We start from the raw sequence: 16303 nt of genomic DNA, 5'->3' as shown, positions 1-16303 counted from the left end.
TCAGTTGGCGGTGATCCGGATGGTGTGGAATCCCGTGGCCCCGTCCGGAGCCACGGGAGTGCGGGCTTCGGGCTGGGGGGTGCCGGTGGCATCGGTGGCACGGACCTGGACCTCATGGCCTCCAACACCCAATTCAAGGCCTAGCTGCCACTGGTACCACGTGTCCGTGGAGATTCCCGGTGCGATCTTGGCTTCCTGCCAATTGCCCCGGTCGACCCGTACCTCCACCTTGGCGACACCGCGGTGTTGCGCCCAGGCGACCCCGCCGAACTGGATCATTCCGGCCTTGATCGAGCGGCCATCCCGCGGCACGTCGATGCGGGACTGCGTCTTGATGGGTCCATGGTCGCTCCAGCCGCGCGGCGTCCAGTAGCCCTGGTCGTCCGCGAAGCGGGTGACTTTCAGCTCCGTCAACCATTTGGTTGCCGAGACATATCCATAAAGACCCGGCACGATCATCCGGACGGGGAAGCCGTGTTCCAGCGGCAAGGGTTCACCGTTCATCCCGACGGCGAGGATAGCGTCCCGATTGTCGGTGAGCGCTTCGAGGGGAGTTCCGGCGGTCCAACCGTCGGTGCTGCGGGACAGCACCATGTCCGCGCCGGGCTTGGGCCCGGCCATGGCCAGGAGCTCGCGGACGGGCCAGCCCAACCAGAGGGCGTTCCCGATCAGGTCTCCGCCAACCTCGTTGGATACACAAGCGATGGTCACGTGGCGCTCGATCATCGGTTTGCTCAACAGGGTGGCGAAATCCAACTGGACTTCGCGCTCCACCAAACCCGTCACCTTGAGGATCCACTCCGGTGGATTCACGGCCGGGGGAATCAGCGCGGTGTCGATTCGGTAGAAGTCGGGGTTCGGCGTGACGAGCGGTTGCAGTCCCGCCAAGGTGAGTGCAGCGCCGTCGGGGACCTTCTGGGCCGGCGTCGCTGGCGCTGGCAGGGCAACCCCACGGCGGAAATCGGAAACCACGGTTCCTGCCCTGCGCGCCACGGTCGTCACGATTCCCGCGACCACTGCTGCTATCGCCGTTCCGCCCAACAATTGCACGAAGCTCCGGCGGGCCAGGGGCATATCGCTGGCCTCCGGTCCGGGGCGCCAGGTTTCGAGCCGTTGCGTCAGGAGGCGGAGGAACAGCATGGTGACCATCGTGGCTACGACCGGCGCGATGGCTGCGGTGGGTGCCGCTTGGGCGCGGGTCAAAACGGCAGCCAGTCCGGCGGCTCCGCCGAGCAAGACGAGCACGAGCCCCGCTCCTTTTCGCCGATACTCCAGGAACCCGGCGAGCGCAGCAAAGACCAACATGACCAAGGCGATGCTGACGATCAGGGCGATTTTGTCCGCGGTGCCGAAAAGGCTGACGGCCAGTTCCTTGGCCCAACCCGGTACGGCGTCGATCACCACACCGCCAAGTGCTGTGACGGGTGAGACGGTCGGGCTCAGGAAACCGGCCAACAACTCTCCGGCGGCCACCCCGAGTCCGATGGCCACGACGCCGCACGCTGCAGCCCAACGGGCCGCCGTCCCAGTACCGGGTTTCTCTGCCTTCGGAGTGGTCCTGCTCATGTCGTGCCTGCCTGTTTGGTGCCCGCTGACGGAATTGTCTCAGTGGGAGCTGTTTCTGCCGGGTATGCGCCGGTGTCGGATGCTGCTGCTTGTGCGCCCGAGGGAAGGCGCAGAGTGAACCGGCAACCTTCCCCGGTATTCGCCACCGTGACGCTGCCGCCATGGGCCTTGACGATGCCTGCCACCATGCTGAGCCCCACACCGGCTCCGCTGTAGCGCGGTTGCCCCCCTTCGAACCGCATTCCTGCGCTCCTGGAGCGGTCCTTTTGCCATCCGGTTTCAAAAACGTGTGCGAGATCTTCGTCGTCGATGCCCCCGCAACTGTCCGCGACGTCGACGACGGCGTCGCTACCTTCGCGTCCGACGCCAACCCGGACGCCGCCGTCGGGATGGCTGTAGATGATCGCGTTCAGGAGCACGTTGCGGACAGCCCTGCCCAGGCTGGGCCCATCCGCGACAGCCATGCACTCCCGGTCGCCACCGCCGTCGAGCCGGATGCCGCGCTGCGCGGCAAGCGGTGCAAGATCGGCGATGGCGTCGCTCACCAGATCGTAGAGGTCCAGGGCTTCCGCGCTCAGACTGAGCGTTCCCGCCTGGATTTTGGACAGTTCAAGGAGGTCGTTGACCATCACCGCCATCTGATCCGTCTGCCCGATGATCTTGCGGTAGTAGGCGGGAACATCGGCCACCATGCCGTCTTCCAAAGCTTCGGCCATGGCCCGCATGCTCGCCAAGGGAGTCCGGAGGTCGTGCGAGATCCAGGAGACCAGTTCGCGGCGGGCACCTTCGACGGCGGCTTCCCGCCTCCGGGATTCCTCCAGTTTGAGGCTGCTCGCTTCGAGTTCCTGGGCGAGCTGGGCCAGTTCGGAGTTCATGGCCGGCGCGGTTCGCCGCGATGCCGATGGCGGCAGGACGGAGCCGTCGAGGGCTTCGCCGCTGCCGAGGCGGCGCGTGGCGGCCACGAGCCGGATGACGTTGCGGGATACTCCGGCTCCGAGGACCAGGGAGATGGCAATGGCCACGGCTGAGGCCACCGCGAGGATGTACCACATGACTTCGAGGTCCCGGGCCGAAATGAACATGGCGTTGAACGCGCTCACCATTCCGGCCACGAGAACGCCAACGGTGGCCACCACAACGAGGCAGATCTGCACCAGGATCGAGGCACCGCGCAGGAAACGCAGTAGGGCAAGGGTCAAGGTGCCGATGGAGACAGCCCATAGGAGCATCCAGGCCAGGATCGTGAACATTTCAGATGCCTGCATGTCCACCTTCCTTTGCGTCAAAGCGGTAACCGACGCCCCAGACAGTCTTGAGAAGCACCGGGGTTGTGGGGTTGTCCTCGATCTTCTCGCGCAAGCGGCGGACATGTACCGTCACGGTGGACAGATCCCCGAAGTCCCAGCCCCACACGGCCTTGATGAGGTCCTCACGGCTGAATACCTGGTTGGGCCGGCGGAGCAGGAACGCCAGCAAATCGAATTCGCGCACCGTCAACGTCAGTGGCTTTCCATCATGGAGCACCGTGCGCGAGGCCGGATCCAATTCGAAACCGGCAAGTTCCACGGGAGGTTCCGGGCTGAATTCCTTGATGCTCCGGCGCAACACGGATTTCACCCGGAGAACCAGTTCGCGCGGCGAGAAGGGCTTGGTGACGTAGTCATCGGCTCCGGTTTCAAGGCCCAGGATGCGGTCATCCTCCGTGCCGAGGGCTGTGACCATGATGATGGGAACGCTCATGGCCAGGCGCAACCTGCGGCACACTTCCACCCCGTCGAGTCCGGGCAGCATGCGGTCCAGGATGACTAGATCAGGCCGCCTGGCAGCTGCGAGGCTCAGGGCTGTGAAGCCGTCGCCCGCGAGATCGACCTGGAACCCGGCCTGGACCAGATAGTCCCGGACGACGTCGGCGATGGTCTGTTCGTCTTCGACCAAGAGAATGCGGCGGTTGCCAGGTTCGGCAGCGTGCGGGGCGGGCTGCATGTTCACACCTTCAGCATAGATTCGCAATGTGCCAGTAGCGGCTGATCCGCTCGCCCGTGGGCCAACCGTATGCATTCCGTAAGAACTCACGCTTTGCGCCCCGCCACGGGAAGCCGACGAACGTGACCAGTGGGCGATATCACTCTTAGGCCCTGCCTGGCGTAGCCTGAATCCATGAGTGTTCAGCTAGGCATGCCGTTGCCCGCTACGGGCGATGGGACAGGGAGCAGCGTGTCCGCGCCCCCGCCGCGCCCTGCCGGAACCCCTGCGGGCCTGTTCGACCGCTACGGACGCCGGGCCACCGACATGCGCTTGTCCCTGACTGACAAATGCAACCTCCGGTGCACGTACTGCATGCCCGCCGAAGGGCTCGAATGGTTATCCAAACAGGCCGTCATGACCGCCGCCGAGATTGTCCGGATAGTGCGAATCGGCGTCGAACAACTCGGGGTCCGCGAACTGCGCCTCACCGGCGGCGAGCCCTTGGTGCGTGCCGACCTCGTGGACATCATCTCGGCCCTCCGGAAGGCACACCCTGATCTGCCGATCTCCATGACGACCAACGGCGTCGGCCTGGACAAGAAGGCGGCCGCGCTCAAAGAAGCCGGGCTCACACGCATCAACGTCTCCCTCGATTCCCTGCACGAAGAGACATTCACCAAGCTGACCCGGCGCCCCTTCCTCGACAAGGTGCTCGCCGGTGTCGATGCCGCGTGGGCCGCGGGCCTGGGACCGGTCAAGATCAACGCCGTGCTCATGCGGGGAATCAACGACGCAGAGTCCCCGGACCTCCTGGCCTGGGCTTTGGACCGCCGCTATGAGTTGCGCTTCATCGAGCAAATGCCGCTGGACGCCGATCACGGTTGGACCCGTCGGAACATGATTACCGCCGCGGAGATCCGCGAACTGCTCTCCCGGGACTTCGTGCTCACTCCGGACCCTCGTGAACGCGACGGCGCACCGGCCGAACGATTCGAAGTACGACGCCGGGACCCGGCTTCCGCGGAAGCCAACGGAGCTGTTCTAGGCACCGTCGGTATTATCGCCTCGGTCACTGAGCCGTTCTGTTCCGATTGCCGGCGCACAAGGATCACCGCCGAAGGCAAGATCATGAGCTGCCTGTTCTCCCGCGAGGAATTCGATCTCCTCGGCTTGCTCCGGCAAGGGGCCGGCGACGAAGAGCTCGCCCAACGCTGGCAGGACGCTATGTGGCTCAAACCCAAGGCGCACGGGATGGACCACACCGGCCTCGGGGCACCGGACTTTGTCCAGCCTGACCGCAGCATGAGCGCCATCGGAGGCTGAAACTGTGCTTGTACGTTACTTCGCTGCCGCACGTGCCGCGGCAGGCGTCGAAGAGGAACACCACGATCTTCCGGAAGGAACCAGCCTGGACGGGCTCATCGCTGCCCTGCTCGCCGTCGAACGGCCGGAACCTCCGGCGGGCACGCCCACCCTGGCCCGGATTGTTTCCCGCAGCAGTTTCCTGCGCAACGAAGTAGCAGTCCGCGACCGTTCGGCCGCTCTCGGCGCGGACGACGTCGTCGACGTCCTTCCTCCGTTTGCCGGCGGCTGAGCCGACCAAGCCGAAGGGTGTTTCGCCAGGCCCAAGGAGCCTACGCTGTGCCTATCCGCGCAACAGCAAAGGAACAGCCATGTACACCCTCCAGATTGAACACGCCGTGAACGATTTCACCGCATGGAAGCAGTCATTCGACTCAGATCCGGCAGATCGTGCTGGCTCCGGCGTTGTTTCCTACAGGGTCTGCAGGCCTGTGGACGATTCGCAGCGCGTCTTGATCGAGCTTGATTTCGCCGAGCGGGAGCAAGCCGAATCCATGCTGAACACCTTGCGGACAAGGGTGTGGAGCGGCCCCGGAAGGCCACCCTCGCTCGACGGCGCGCCGGACACCCGGATCGTAGAATCCGTGGAGGCCAAGACGCTCTGACTGCCGTACCGTGGAGGCGTACTTCAGACGCGCCTGCAGACGGAGATCATGAACGGGCTGAATGCCGGGGCATCGCCGAGCCGGAGTTCGGCCACGTGCGTCAGCACCCCGCCATCTACCTTGAAGGTGTGCCTCGCGGTCCCGCGAGGACTACGCCGCTCAAGCCTCAGCGTGCCGTCCTGCCAGTGGCCACGGGCAGGTGCTTCCGGTGGCCGGCCCATGCTGTCCACGTAGTACCACAGGGTGTCTCCGTGGTCCGGGTCAATGGTGAACACACCGTGCCCCTCGAAGTGCGTACCGTCAGGCTCAAGGTGCCGGTAGCTCTGCACCAGGGCGTATCCTCCGGCCGCGCGCGAGAAGGTGACCTCGGCGTCGGCGGTCCGGGCCGGGCCCCACGGAGAAGCGGCAAGCTCGGTGCTCCCCCGCCAATGCCCCAGGAACGTCTCCAGCGCAGTGTTTGCATGACTCTTCAATGGCTCGTTCATGGCGACTCCTGCGCATCGACGATGGATACGTCACCATCATGTTCCCGATCCAGCAGGCGCGTCCAGCCTTCCCCATGGGACATGCCCCCTGTTCCAAGCCAGGAATGGACATATCAGGGTTATGTCCACTCCTTGGCTCGGGAGCTGGGCATGTCCCGCTGGTGTATTCGACGTTCCCGCCGGACATGCCCCCTGTGCCAAGCCAGGAATGGACATATCAGGGTTATGTCCACTCCTTGGCTCCAACGGAGGGCATGTCCCCGGGGAGGGGCCTGTGTCTAGAGGCCGAAAGTCTCCGTCTCCTCGAAGGGCCCGACGACGGTCACCGTACGTGGGGCCGCGGCGAGCACGACGGCGAGCTCCTGCACTTGCTCGGCGGTGACGGCTTTGATGCGGCGAAGCGTTTCGTCAATGTCCTGGAATTCGCCGGAGACTAGTTCGGCACGGCCAAGGCGGGACATCCGGGAACCGGTGTCTTCCAAGGCCAGGACGATTCCGCCGCACAATTGGCCTACGGCCTTGCGCAATTCCTCGTCCGTGATCCCGTCAGCAGCAAGTTTGTCCAGTTCAGCCCCGAGAAGTTCCAGAACCTGCTTGACCTTCGACGGCGTGCAGCCGGCGTACATGCCGAAGTAGCCTGCGTCCGCGTAGGCAGAGGCAAAGGAGTAGGTGGAATATACGAGGCCGCGTTTTTCGCGGATCTCCTGGAAGAGCCGCGAGGACATCCCGCCGCCCAAGACTGCGTTCAGGACACTCATGACAAAACGACGGTCATCGGTGGCAACGATCGAGGGGCAGCCCATGATGATATTGGCCTGCTCCACGGGGCGCTTGACCACATGGAGCCCGGACGTACCGGTGATATCCGCGCGCGCGGTGGAACGGCGATCAACTGGGGCAGCACCGTCTTTCAGTTCCCAGCCGGCTTTCCACAACGCATCAAGCACCAGGCGGCAAACGACGTCGTGATCCAATCCGCCGGCGGCGGTGATGACGATTTCATCAGGCCGGTAGTAGCGGCGGTAGTGCTCCCACACGGAATCGCGGGACACGGCCTTGATGGCAGCCGGGGTGCCGCCGATCGGGCGTCCCAGCGGGTGAATGCCGAGTACCGCGGCTACGAATTTCTCGTGGGCCACATCGGTGGGGTCATCGCTGTCCATGGCGATTTCTTCAAGGATCACGTCGCGTTCCTGCTCGAGTTCCGCCGGATCCAGCACCGCGCCGGTAATCATGTCGGCGATGACGTCGATGGCCATGGGCAGGTCGGTATCCAGCACCCGCGCAAAGTAGCATGTGCTTTCCTTGGCTGTGGCCGCGTTCGATTCACCGCCCACCTCGTCAAAAGCAGAGGCGATCTCGAGGGCCGTACGCCGTCGGGTCCCCTTGAACAAGAGATGTTCCAGGAAGTGGGTGGAGCCGTGCTGGCCCTCTGCCTCGTCGCGGGAACCGACCCCCACCCAGAATCCGATGGTTGCCGAACGCTGCCCGGGCATGGCCTCGGTGAGCACGCGAACGCCTCCCGGTAGCACCGAACGCCGGACAATGGAGCCACCTTCGGCACCATGGATCAGTTCGCCGCCGGGCACGGTCTGCGCCAGAGGGAGGGGTACGACAGTCATCAAGGCCTTTCAGTTCTGCGGGAAATCACGGGTGCCAAATCTGGCTGCAATCGTACCAGCGGGCACATCGCCCTTGGGGCGGAAATTCGGTGTTAAACCGGGCAGGACCGGTGGACATGTCCACCGGTCCTGCCGCGTGCAGTGCCGGTTCAGGCTACTCTGCGGATACTTCAGCCTCTTCGGCGGCAGCTTCCTCAGAAGCGGCGCCTTCTTCCTCGGCCACAACCGGGGAGAGGGAGAGCTTGCCGCGGTCATCGATCTTGGTGATCTCGACCTGGATCTTCTGGCCCACGGAGACGACGTCGTCGACGTTGTCCACGCGCTTGCCGCTGGCCAGCTTGCGCAGCTCGGAGATGTGCAGCAGACCGTCCTTACCCGGGGTCAGGGAAACGAACGCGCCAAAGGTAGTGGTCTTGACGACCGTGCCCAGGTAACGCTCACCGATTTCCGGGATCTGCGGGTTGGCAATGGCGTTGATCGCGGCGCGGGCTGCTTCGGCAGAAGGACCGTTGGTGGCGCCGATGTAGACAGTGCCGTCGTCCTCGATGGAGATGTCGGCGCCGGTGTCTTCCTGGATCTGGTTGATCATCTTGCCCTTGGGGCCGATGACCTCGCCGATCTTGTCAACGGGGATGTTGACGGCGATCACGCGCGGCGCGAACTCGGAGAGCTCGTCCGGGGTGTCGATGGCGGCGTTGATGACATCCAGGATGTGCAGGCGGGCTTCGCGTGCCTGCTTCAGGGCGGCGGCCAAGACCGATGCCGGGATGCCGTCGAGCTTGGTGTCCAGCTGGATGGCCGTGACGAACTCGGAGGTACCGGCAACCTTGAAGTCCATGTCGCCGAAAGCGTCTTCGGCACCGAGGATGTCGGTCAGGGCTGCGTAGCGGGTCTGGCCGTCAACCTGATCGGAAACCAGGCCCATGGCGATACCGGCAACAGCGGCCTTCAGCGGCACACCTGCGTTGAGCAGGGACAGCGTGGAGGCACAGACGGAACCCATCGACGTCGAACCGTTGGAGCTGAGCGCTTCAGACACCTGGCGGATGGCGTACGGGAATTCCTCGCGGGACGGCAGCACCGGCATGATGGCGCGCTCTGCAAGGGCGCCGTGACCGATTTCGCGGCGCTTCGGGGAGCCGACGCGGCCGGTCTCGCCCGTGGAGTACGGCGGGAAGTTGTAGTTGTGCATGTAGCGCTTGCGCGTGACGGGAGACAACGAGTCGATCTGCTGTTCCATCTTGAGCATGTTCAGCGTCGTGACACCCATGATCTGGGTTTCGCCGCGCTCGAAGATGGCGGAACCGTGAACGCGGGGCAGAACCTCTACCTCGGCAGTCAGCTGGCGGATGTCCGTCAGGCCACGGCCGTCGATGCGGATCTGGTCCTTGAGGATGCGCTGGCGCACAACCTGCTTGGTCAGTGAGCGGAAGGCTGCGGAGAGCTCCTTCTCGCGGCCTTCGAACTGGCCGCCGAGGGCGCCCAGGACTTCGTCCTTGAGCTCGTCGGAGGCATTGTCGCGGTCCTGCTTGTCGGCAATCTGGAAGACCGCAGCAAGCTTTTCGGCGGCTGCGGCTTCGACAGCGGCGTAGACGTCGTCCTGGTAGTCCAGGAAGATCGGGAACTCAACCGTGGGCTTGGCGGCGCGGGCGGCCAGGTCGGCCTGGGCCTCGCACAGGGCCTTGATGAAAGGCTTGGCAGCTTCGAGCCCCTCGGAAACAACCTCTTCGGTCGGAGCGGTAGCGCCCTGTTCCTTGATGAGGTTCCAGGAGTTGTCGGTGGCTTCGGCTTCAACCATCATGATGGCGACGTCGTCCCCGTCGGCACCCGACACAACACGTCCGGCGACAACCATGTTGAAGACGGCGTTTTCGAGCTGGGAGTGCTTCGGGAACGCGACCCACTGCGAACCCTGTTCGTCGGCGACGAGGGCAACGCGGACGCCGCCGATCGGGCCGGAGAACGGGAGGCCGGAGAGCTGGGTGGACATCGACGAGGCGTTGATGGCCACGACGTCGTAGAGCTCGTCCGGGTTGATCGCCAAGACGGTGACGACGATCTGGACCTCGTTGCGCAGGCCCTTGACGAAAGCGGGGCGCAGGGGGCGGTCCATGAGGCGGCAAGCCAGGATGGCTTCGGTGGACGGGCGGCCTTCACGGCGGAAGAACGAGCCCGGGATGCGGCCGGCGGCGTACATGCGCTCTTCGACGTCGACGGTCAGCGGGAAGAAGTCGAAGCCTTCACGCGGGGACTTGCCCGCGGTGGTTGCGGACAGCAGGGCGGTGTCTTCGTCGATGTAGACCATCGCTGCGCCGGCTGCCTGCTTGGCAAGGCGGCCGGTTTCGAAGCGGATAACACGCTTGCCGAAGCGGCCGTTGTCGATGTTGGCTTCTGAGAACTGGATTTCGGGACCCTCCATTGAGAGTCACCTCCGTTTCTTGTTTAGCGGAAGTTCGTCCGCATCGACCCAGGCCAGCGTCTGTTCCTGGCCTGTACGACACCCGGTCATCGATCGAGACCCACGGGCTACGCCTTCATCGCAGAAGACTGTTCCCGGGGATCACTACCGAGGACCGCGAATGCGCGATGCGGTTGAACTCCTGTTAAGTGTTGGATTTAGTTATGGAGAAAAGGCGGCCCGGTCCGCGGAGGATCGGGCCGCCCGAAGTCAAACTAGCGGCGCAGGCCGAGGCGCTCGATGAGCGCACGGTAGCGGGCAATGTCAGTCTTCTTGAGGTAGCCCAGCATGCGCTTGCGACGACCAACCATAGCCAGCAGACCGCGCTGGGTGTGGAAGTCGTGCTTATGCTCCTTCATGTGCTCAGTCAGATCCTTGATCCGCTGAGTCAGGACTGCAATCTGGACCTCCGGCGAACCAGTGTCGCCCTTGGACGTTGCGTATGCCTCGATGATGGACTGCTTAACAGCGGCTTCAAGTGCCACGTGAACTCCTAGAGTTGTGCCGTGCGTCCCGATTCAGCGCCTCGCTGCCGGGTTGTGATGTGCCGATGACCGCACACAAAACAGGTCCAGCCGCCACGGACTGCAGCCGGATCCATCCCTCAGTTTACCGGCAGCCTGGCAATCTTGTCGAAAGCTGCCGTGTGACCCTCCTCAAAGACGAGTTCCGGTCACTGCCCGATCTCAGTTCGGACGGCAAACAGCTCGGGGAAGAACGTCAGGTCAAGTGCCTTCTGGAGGAATGAAACTCCGCTTGAACCTCCGGTTCCGGTCTTCATGCCGATGGTCCGCTGGACAGTGCGCAAATGCCTGAAGCGCCACAGTTGGAAGTTGTCCTCAAGGTCCACCAGTTCCTCGCAGGCCTCGTAGGCCGCCCAGTTTTCTGCGGCATGTTCATAGATGTGCTTGAAGAGCGGCAAGAGCTCAGGGGCGAACTGGTGGGCCTGGGAGACGTCCCGGTCCAGAACGGACGCCGGAACGTCGTAGCCATGGCGGTGAAGGTAGGCCAGGAATTCGTCGTAGATGCTGGGCGCGTGCAGGAGTTCCTCCAGCATGGCCCGCGATTCTGGATCCGAATCGAACACCGGCAGGATCTTGGCGTTCTTGTTGCCAAGGATGAACTCGACGGCACGGTACTGGCTCGACTGGAAGCCGGAGGCGTTCCCCAGGAAGCCACGGAACTGCGAGTATTCCGTGGGAGTCAGCGTGGCCAGCACCGACCATTGCTCGGTGAGGGTCTTCTGGATGTGCTTGACCCTTGCGATGCCCTTGAGCGCGGAGCCAAGATCGTCCTGGCGCAGCCACGTCGCGGCACTGCGGAGCTCGTGGAGGACAAGCTTCAACCAGAGCTCCGTGGTCTGGTGCTGGATGATAAACAGGAGTTCGTCATGGTGCTCTGGCTGGCTGACAGGTTGCTGCGCGCTGAGCAGCAAGGGAAGCTGCAGGTAGGAGCCGTAGCTCATGCGTGAGCTGAAATCCTTCACGATGCCTTCGTCGAGTGGCCGGGTGTTCTTCTCAACGCTCACGCTGCATGCCCTCCGAATCCCTGCTAACGCATGGGGCTATTTATTCAGCAAAAGATCGTGGGCCTGGACGACGTCGAGCCGCATCTGCTCAACAAGGGCCTCTGGTCCACGGTAGGCCACCATCCCCCGCAGCCGCGCAGCAAATTCCACCACGACGGTCTGTCCGTAGAGGTTGAAGTCCTCCACGGCCTCTTCCGGGCGGTCGATGACGTGGGCTTCCACCTGGCGGCTCACGCCGTCGAAGGTGGGGTTGGACCCCACGGAAATCGCGGCCGGCCAGCGGGTTCCGGACCCGTCGATCAGCCAGCCTGCGTAGATTCCATCCGCGGGCACGTAGCCGGTGGCGCCATGGTCAAGGTTTGCCGTGGGAAAGCCAAGGGCGCGTCCGCGAGCGGCGCCGTGGACCACTTCGCCCCGCATGCGGTGCGGGCGGCCAAGTACCGCGGCCGCGGTCTCGACGTCGCCCTCGGCAAGGGCTTCACGCACCCAGGTGGAGGAACAGCGGCGGTCCGTGCCGCCGTCGTCGTGGACTGGAAAGCCCCCCGCGCCAAACTCGTTGACTACGTGGACGCCGAATCCCAGGTCCTTGCCCAATTCCTGCATGGTGCCGACGTCGCCCGAATTGCCTGCACCGAACCGGAGATCGTGGCCCACCACGACGTGTGCCGCGTGGAGCCCGTCGAGCAGGACGGTGCCGACGAATTCCTCGGGGGTCATACCTGCCAGCGCGAGGTTGTATTTCATGACCAGGACGGCGTCTACGCCCGCGTCGGCCAGGGCATCGAGCTTGTCCTGCAGCCCCATGATGAGCTCCGGTGCCGAATCGGGCCGGTGGACCAGGGCCGGGTGCGGATCGAAAGTCACGACGACGGACCGCGCACCGTGCTGCTCCGCGGTGCGCAGAAGCTGCGTCAGCACCTGCTGGTGGCCACGATGGACGCCGTCAAAGTTCCCGATGGTAACGACGCTGGGACCGAAATCCTCGGGGACCTCGGTGGGATCGTTCCAGATGTGGACCATCAACCTCGCCTTTTACTGCTGGTATTCACTATGCCCGGCCGCCTGGTCCGGCGCCGGAATTCTCTAAGGTTACCTGCTGTCCCGAGCTCTCCTGCCCGGGAACCGAGGCCCGCCCTGCCTACTCCGGAAGCCGTGCCGGGCGTCGGCGGTAGAGCCAGAGCAAGCCCAGCACCGGCAGGATCAGCGGCACAAAGCCGTATCCGCGGCCGAACAAGGACCAGACGGTGTCGTGCGGGAAAGCCACCGGATCGAAAAGGCTGATGGCTCCGACCACGATCACGCCGAGCATTTCCACGAGGACTGCCGCCAAGGACACCTTGAACCAGGTACGGCCCGGCTTGGCGAGGGAGACCGTGGCCACCACGTACACCACAGCCGCGAAAGCCGAGAGGATGTGGGCCAAGGGAGCATCTGAGAACTTGGTCAGGATCTGGTATCCGGCACGGGCCGTTGCCGAGATCGCGAAAACCGCATAGACCGCAATCAGCAGCCTTCCGGGACCGGTGTTGCGGGTGTCCCGGTTCTTCTTCTGGGTGGTCTCAACAGTCACTTCGTGTGCTTCTTCCAATGTCAGTACCAGATCTGGTTCATGCGGGCCGCCATGACCAATGCGGTGACGCCTACGGCGCCCATGACGAAATTGCTCCAACGGGTCCGCTCCAGGATGGACCAATACACAGCCACGACGGGAAGAATGAGCGCGGTGATGATGTAGCCCCAGAACTCCCAAGGCTCCCCCGCAATCTTTTCACCCATCGCCACGCGGATGATCGATCCCACAAGATAGACCAGCAGGACGAGTTCGACGGCGGCAACGGACAGAATCGTGACGTCGTTGGGGGCCTTTTTCATCAGGCCCGCCACGACGCAGATGATTGTGGACAGCAGCCCGACGACGAGGACAGCGTAAAAGTATCCGTCCATGGCTAGTGTGCCCGCTTTTCGTTGTCCGGTGCGAACACCAGCACAGGCTTGGCGAAACTCCCCGCGTCGGCCAGCAACGCCACCAGTTCTCCAGACGGGGAGAACGCTGCTGCGGGGTTCTCGGCGGTGGCAGCCTCCGCCGTGCCCGCAGTTGGCCCAGCGGCGATCCTACGGCCAAAGGAAATTTCGGTGGTTTCGGCGTCGCTCAGCTCCCGGTTCGGCATGAGCGCGCGGGCAGCGGCAGACATTTCGAGGACTTCCAGTTCCTCGGCGAGCTGTTCGAGGGTGCGGGCCTGCTCCAGGGAGTAGGGCCCCACTTGGGTGCGGCGCAGCACTGTGAGGTGTCCGCCGACGCCGAGGGTCTCGCCAAGGTCGCGTGCCAGGGCGCGGATGTACGTACCGGAGGAGCACTCAACGGTGACATCGACGTCCACTACCCTGCCGTCGTCGATCCTGCGGATGGCATGGATCTCGAAACGGTGGATGGTCACGGGGCGGGCAGCGAGCTTGACCTCTTCACCCGAACGGACGCGCGCGTAGGACCGTTCGCCGTTGACCTTGATTGCGCTGACGCTGCTGGGAACCTGCTGGATATCCCCGGTGAGCCGGGCGACGCCGGTACGGATGGATTCCTCGGTGACGCCGGCGGCACTGCGGCTTTCGGTGATATCGCCTTCGGCGTCGTCGGTGATCGTGGATTCGCCGAGCCGGATGGTGGCGGAGTACGTCTTGGAGGTGCCGACGATGTACGTCAACAACCGTGTTGCTTTGTTGATCCCAAGCACCAGGACACCGGTGGCCATGGGGTCCAAAGTTCCTGCGTGCCCTACTTTCCGGGTACCGGCCAGTCGCCGCATCCGTCCAACCACATCGTGGCTGGTCCATCCTTGCGGCTTGTCAACGATTACCAGTCCAGAAAGCACGCCTCCCAGTATATCCGCGCCAGGGCATGCATCCTGCGGGGCAGCGTCCCGGAACGGTACGGCGCCGCGGCTAAGATGGCTCCCATGCCAGAGCTTGCCGCACACGTCCGCGAAGTCCCCGTGAACCAGATCCGCGAGATCACCGAGGCCGCTTGGGCTACTCCCGGGGCGATTGTCCTCAGCATCGGCGAGCCCGGCTTTGCGCTGCCCCGTCACATCCTGGACGCGGGGATCGCTTGTCTGGACAGGGACGAGACCAACTACACTCCCAATGCCGGGATCCCTGTCCTGCGGGAAGCCTTCGCCGACCGATTCCGCGCCCACAACAAGGTGGACGTCGGCACGGAGCGTGTGTACGTCGTGGACGGGGCCCAGCAGGGCCTTCACTTCGCCATGAGCCTGCTCCTCTCCCCCGGCGACGAGGTCCTGATTCCGAATCCTGGCTATCCCACCTTTGCCATGACCGGCCACTTGCTGAACGCCGTCCCGGTGCAGTACCCGCTCTACCCGGCGCACGGGTTCCAGCCGCGCATCGAGGACATCGAGGCGCTGATCACGCCCCGGACCAAGGTGTTGGTCCTGAATTCGCCATCCAATCCCTTGGGCGCGGTGATCGGCGAGGAAGTCACCCGCCAGTTGGTGGAACTAGCTGTCAAACACGATCTGTGGATCATTTCGGATGAATGCTACGAAGCCTTCACGTTCGAAGTTCCGCACACCAGTCCGGCCCGCTTCGACAGCAACGTTCCCGGCGAAGCCCGGGTCTTCACGTCCCTGACCTTGTCCAAAACCTACGGACTGACGGGACTGCGGATCGGCGCGCTCATTTGCCCGCCGGGCCTGGAGCGGAAGATGAACAACGTCATGGAGGCAATCGTTTCCTGCGTGGCTTCGCCTTCCCAGTACGCCGCCGTCGCGGCGCTGACCGGCCCTCAGGACTATGTGGACACCGCGCGGGAGCACTACCGCTCCAACCGGGATGCCGCGTCAGCAGTGCTGGTGGAGAAGGGGATTCCCTTCCTGGGCGCCCAAGGAGCTTTCTACCTTTGGGCCGACGTCTCGCATGTGAGCGGCGGCAACGTGCGCGCCTGGGTGCGCGCGTTCCTCGCGGAGTTCGGAGTGGCCGTGGCGCCGGGTACCGCGTTCGGTTCCATCGGCGAGGGTTGGATCAGGATCGCGCTATGCGGCGATCACCAGCAGTTGCTGGACGGCGTCGGGCGGCTCCCGGCGCGATCTTGAGACCCGGCGGCCTGGCCGTTGGCGACGTTCGGCTCAGTATTTGGTCCGGTTCTTGTGCCCGCGCCACGCGTCGAAAGGAGCGTCCGACGCCGGAACCTCTGCGTGGTGGACGGGCAGCAGCTCCGGCCGGATGCCGTTGAAGTACTCGTAGAACACTGCGTCGTCGAAGCCAGCAGCGGCGGCCCCGTGCCGGTCCGCGGCAAAGTAGACCCGGCTTACCCGGCCCCATAATGCCGCCGAGAGGCACAATGGGCACGGTTCGCAGCTTGAATAGAGCACGGAGCCGCTAAGATCGAAGCTTCCAAATTCCGACGCCGCCCGCCGGATCGCGACCACTTCGGCGTGCGCTGTGGGGTCGTTGTCGCGGGTGACCCGGTTGACACCGTCATGGAGCCGTCCGTCCGGGGTGACCACGACGGCGCCGAAAGGCCCGCCGCCGTCGGCCACGTTTTGCACTGCGAGCCGCAGGGCGTATTCAAGGTAGTTCTCGGGACTCTGAGCTGCATCGTGCGCCGCCATGCTCCGATCTTAGCCATGGCCCGGCCCTTTGACCCGACTTTTCACGGTTAAACAAACAGGACCGGATCGGTAGTCGCCAGGACTACC

At 64.1% G+C, this 16303-nt stretch carries 17 protein-coding genes; 4 read left to right on the top strand and 13 right to left on the bottom strand.

Annotated features, from left to right (window positions below; genetic code table 11):
• The 3 genes from LFT43_RS06880 to LFT43_RS06870 are packed head-to-tail and all read right to left on the bottom strand — an operon-like array spanning window position 1 to window position 3549.
• Window positions 1-1566 carry a molybdopterin-dependent oxidoreductase gene (locus LFT43_RS06880; protein ID WP_395801771.1) on the bottom strand — a complete coding sequence of 522 codons (1566 nt, stop codon included), beginning with the start codon at window positions 1564-1566 and terminating at the stop codon, window positions 1-3.
• Window positions 1563-2831, bottom strand: a complete 1269-nt coding sequence (locus LFT43_RS06875; protein WP_395801770.1) for a sensor histidine kinase — start codon at window positions 2829-2831, stop codon at window positions 1563-1565. Before LFT43_RS06875 ends, LFT43_RS06880 begins: the two co-directional genes overlap by 4 nt.
• On the bottom strand, window positions 2818-3549 hold the full coding sequence (locus LFT43_RS06870; RefSeq protein WP_395802949.1) for a response regulator transcription factor: 732 nt from the start codon (window positions 3547-3549) through the stop codon (window positions 2818-2820). The genes LFT43_RS06875 and LFT43_RS06870 overlap by 14 nt, the downstream gene beginning before the upstream one ends.
• 174 nt (window positions 3550-3723) lie before the next feature.
• Here LFT43_RS06870 and moaA point away from each other — a divergent pair, with 174 nt between their 5' ends.
• The 3 genes from moaA (at window position 3724) to LFT43_RS06855 (ending at window position 5498) form a co-directional block, all read left to right on the top strand.
• Window positions 3724-4854 carry a GTP 3',8-cyclase MoaA gene (gene moaA, locus LFT43_RS06865; RefSeq protein WP_395801769.1) on the top strand — a complete coding sequence of 377 codons (1131 nt, stop codon included), beginning with the start codon at window positions 3724-3726 and terminating at the stop codon, window positions 4852-4854.
• 4 nt (window positions 4855-4858) lie between these two features.
• On the top strand, window positions 4859-5125 hold the full coding sequence (locus LFT43_RS06860) for a MoaD/ThiS family protein (protein WP_395801768.1): 267 nt from the start codon (window positions 4859-4861) through the stop codon (window positions 5123-5125).
• A 79-nt stretch (window positions 5126-5204) separates the two neighbouring features.
• Window positions 5205-5498, top strand: coding sequence for a hypothetical protein (locus LFT43_RS06855; protein WP_395801767.1), 294 nt, complete (start codon window positions 5205-5207; stop codon window positions 5496-5498).
• Between the two features lie 23 nt (window positions 5499-5521).
• Here the strand turns inward: LFT43_RS06855 and LFT43_RS06850 are convergent, their stop codons facing one another.
• The 9 genes from LFT43_RS06850 to truB all read right to left on the bottom strand — a co-directional run bounded on the left by LFT43_RS06850 (window position 5522) and on the right by truB (window position 14458).
• Window positions 5522-5983 (bottom strand): DUF1579 family protein, encoded by a 462-nt coding sequence (locus LFT43_RS06850; protein WP_395801766.1) that lies wholly within the window; start codon window positions 5981-5983, stop codon window positions 5522-5524.
• A gap of 278 nt (window positions 5984-6261) precedes the next feature.
• The gene (locus LFT43_RS06845; RefSeq protein WP_395801765.1) at window positions 6262-7605 is read right to left on the bottom strand and encodes a M16 family metallopeptidase; all 1344 of its coding nucleotides are present in this window, start codon (window positions 7603-7605) and stop codon (window positions 6262-6264) included.
• A 154-nt stretch (window positions 7606-7759) separates the two neighbouring features.
• On the bottom strand, window positions 7760-10024 hold the full coding sequence (locus LFT43_RS06840; RefSeq protein ID WP_395801764.1) for a polyribonucleotide nucleotidyltransferase: 2265 nt from the start codon (window positions 10022-10024) through the stop codon (window positions 7760-7762).
• A 254-nt stretch (window positions 10025-10278) separates the two neighbouring features.
• Window positions 10279-10548 (bottom strand): 30S ribosomal protein S15, encoded by a 270-nt coding sequence (gene rpsO, locus LFT43_RS06835; protein WP_028266602.1) that lies wholly within the window; start codon window positions 10546-10548, stop codon window positions 10279-10281.
• Window positions 10549-10736: 188 nt separating this feature from the next.
• Window positions 10737-11591, bottom strand: a complete 855-nt coding sequence (gene kynA, locus LFT43_RS06830; protein ID WP_395801763.1) for a tryptophan 2,3-dioxygenase — start codon at window positions 11589-11591, stop codon at window positions 10737-10739.
• A 36-nt stretch (window positions 11592-11627) separates the two neighbouring features.
• The gene (locus LFT43_RS06825; protein WP_395801762.1) at window positions 11628-12611 is read right to left on the bottom strand and encodes a bifunctional riboflavin kinase/FAD synthetase; all 984 of its coding nucleotides are present in this window, start codon (window positions 12609-12611) and stop codon (window positions 11628-11630) included.
• 118 nt (window positions 12612-12729) lie between these two features.
• Window positions 12730-13179 carry a hypothetical protein gene (locus LFT43_RS06820; RefSeq protein ID WP_395801761.1) on the bottom strand — a complete coding sequence of 150 codons (450 nt, stop codon included), beginning with the start codon at window positions 13177-13179 and terminating at the stop codon, window positions 12730-12732.
• A gap of 2 nt (window positions 13180-13181) precedes the next feature.
• Entirely contained in the window at window positions 13182-13535 is a 354-nt protein-coding gene (locus LFT43_RS06815; protein WP_395801760.1) for a hypothetical protein, read from the bottom strand.
• Between the two features lie 2 nt (window positions 13536-13537).
• The gene (gene truB / locus LFT43_RS06810; RefSeq protein ID WP_395801759.1) at window positions 13538-14458 is read right to left on the bottom strand and encodes a tRNA pseudouridine(55) synthase TruB; all 921 of its coding nucleotides are present in this window, start codon (window positions 14456-14458) and stop codon (window positions 13538-13540) included.
• Window positions 14459-14542: 84 nt separating this feature from the next.
• On the opposite strand from truB, the gene LFT43_RS06805 reads away from it, so the two are divergent.
• Entirely contained in the window at window positions 14543-15697 is a 1155-nt protein-coding gene (locus LFT43_RS06805) for a pyridoxal phosphate-dependent aminotransferase (RefSeq protein ID WP_395801758.1), read from the top strand.
• 33 nt (window positions 15698-15730) lie between these two features.
• Here the strand turns inward: LFT43_RS06805 and LFT43_RS06800 are convergent, their stop codons facing one another.
• The gene (locus LFT43_RS06800) at window positions 15731-16216 is read right to left on the bottom strand and encodes a nucleoside deaminase (protein ID WP_395801757.1); all 486 of its coding nucleotides are present in this window, start codon (window positions 16214-16216) and stop codon (window positions 15731-15733) included.
• Window positions 16217-16303: the final 87 nt, after the last annotated feature.

Origin of the sequence: Arthrobacter sp. FW306-04-A, assembly GCF_044358315.1 — a bacterium.
GTDB lineage: Bacteria > Actinomycetota > Actinomycetes > Actinomycetales > Micrococcaceae > Arthrobacter.
Note: the sequence above shows the minus strand (reverse complement) of the source record. Positions and strands in the feature narration are given on the sequence as shown.

What these genes read in the sequence shown, in the direction of transcription:
- LFT43_RS06880 (WP_395801771.1), bottom strand. Translation starts at nt 1,566, where the DNA reads ATGAGCAGGACCACTCCGAAGGCAGAGAAACCCGGTACTGGGACGGCG.
- LFT43_RS06875 (WP_395801770.1), bottom strand. Translation starts at nt 2,831, where the DNA reads ATGCAGGCATCTGAAATGTTCACGATCCTGGCCTGGATGCTCCTATGG.
- LFT43_RS06870 (WP_395802949.1), bottom strand. Translation starts at nt 3,549, where the DNA reads ATGCAGCCCGCCCCGCACGCTGCCGAACCTGGCAACCGCCGCATTCTC.
- moaA (WP_395801769.1), top strand. Translation starts at nt 3,724, where the DNA reads ATGAGTGTTCAGCTAGGCATGCCGTTGCCCGCTACGGGCGATGGGACA.
- LFT43_RS06855 (WP_395801767.1), top strand. Translation starts at nt 5,205, where the DNA reads ATGTACACCCTCCAGATTGAACACGCCGTGAACGATTTCACCGCATGG.
- LFT43_RS06850 (WP_395801766.1), bottom strand. Translation starts at nt 5,983, where the DNA reads ATGAACGAGCCATTGAAGAGTCATGCAAACACTGCGCTGGAGACGTTC.
- LFT43_RS06845 (WP_395801765.1), bottom strand. Translation starts at nt 7,605, where the DNA reads ATGACTGTCGTACCCCTCCCTCTGGCGCAGACCGTGCCCGGCGGCGAA.
- LFT43_RS06840 (WP_395801764.1), bottom strand. Translation starts at nt 10,024, where the DNA reads ATGGAGGGTCCCGAAATCCAGTTCTCAGAAGCCAACATCGACAACGGC.
- LFT43_RS06825 (WP_395801762.1), bottom strand. Translation starts at nt 12,611, where the DNA reads ATGGTCCACATCTGGAACGATCCCACCGAGGTCCCCGAGGATTTCGGT.
- LFT43_RS06815 (WP_395801760.1), bottom strand. Translation starts at nt 13,535, where the DNA reads ATGGACGGATACTTTTACGCTGTCCTCGTCGTCGGGCTGCTGTCCACA.
- LFT43_RS06805 (WP_395801758.1), top strand. Translation starts at nt 14,543, where the DNA reads ATGCCAGAGCTTGCCGCACACGTCCGCGAAGTCCCCGTGAACCAGATC.
- LFT43_RS06800 (WP_395801757.1), bottom strand. Translation starts at nt 16,216, where the DNA reads ATGGCGGCGCACGATGCAGCTCAGAGTCCCGAGAACTACCTTGAATAC.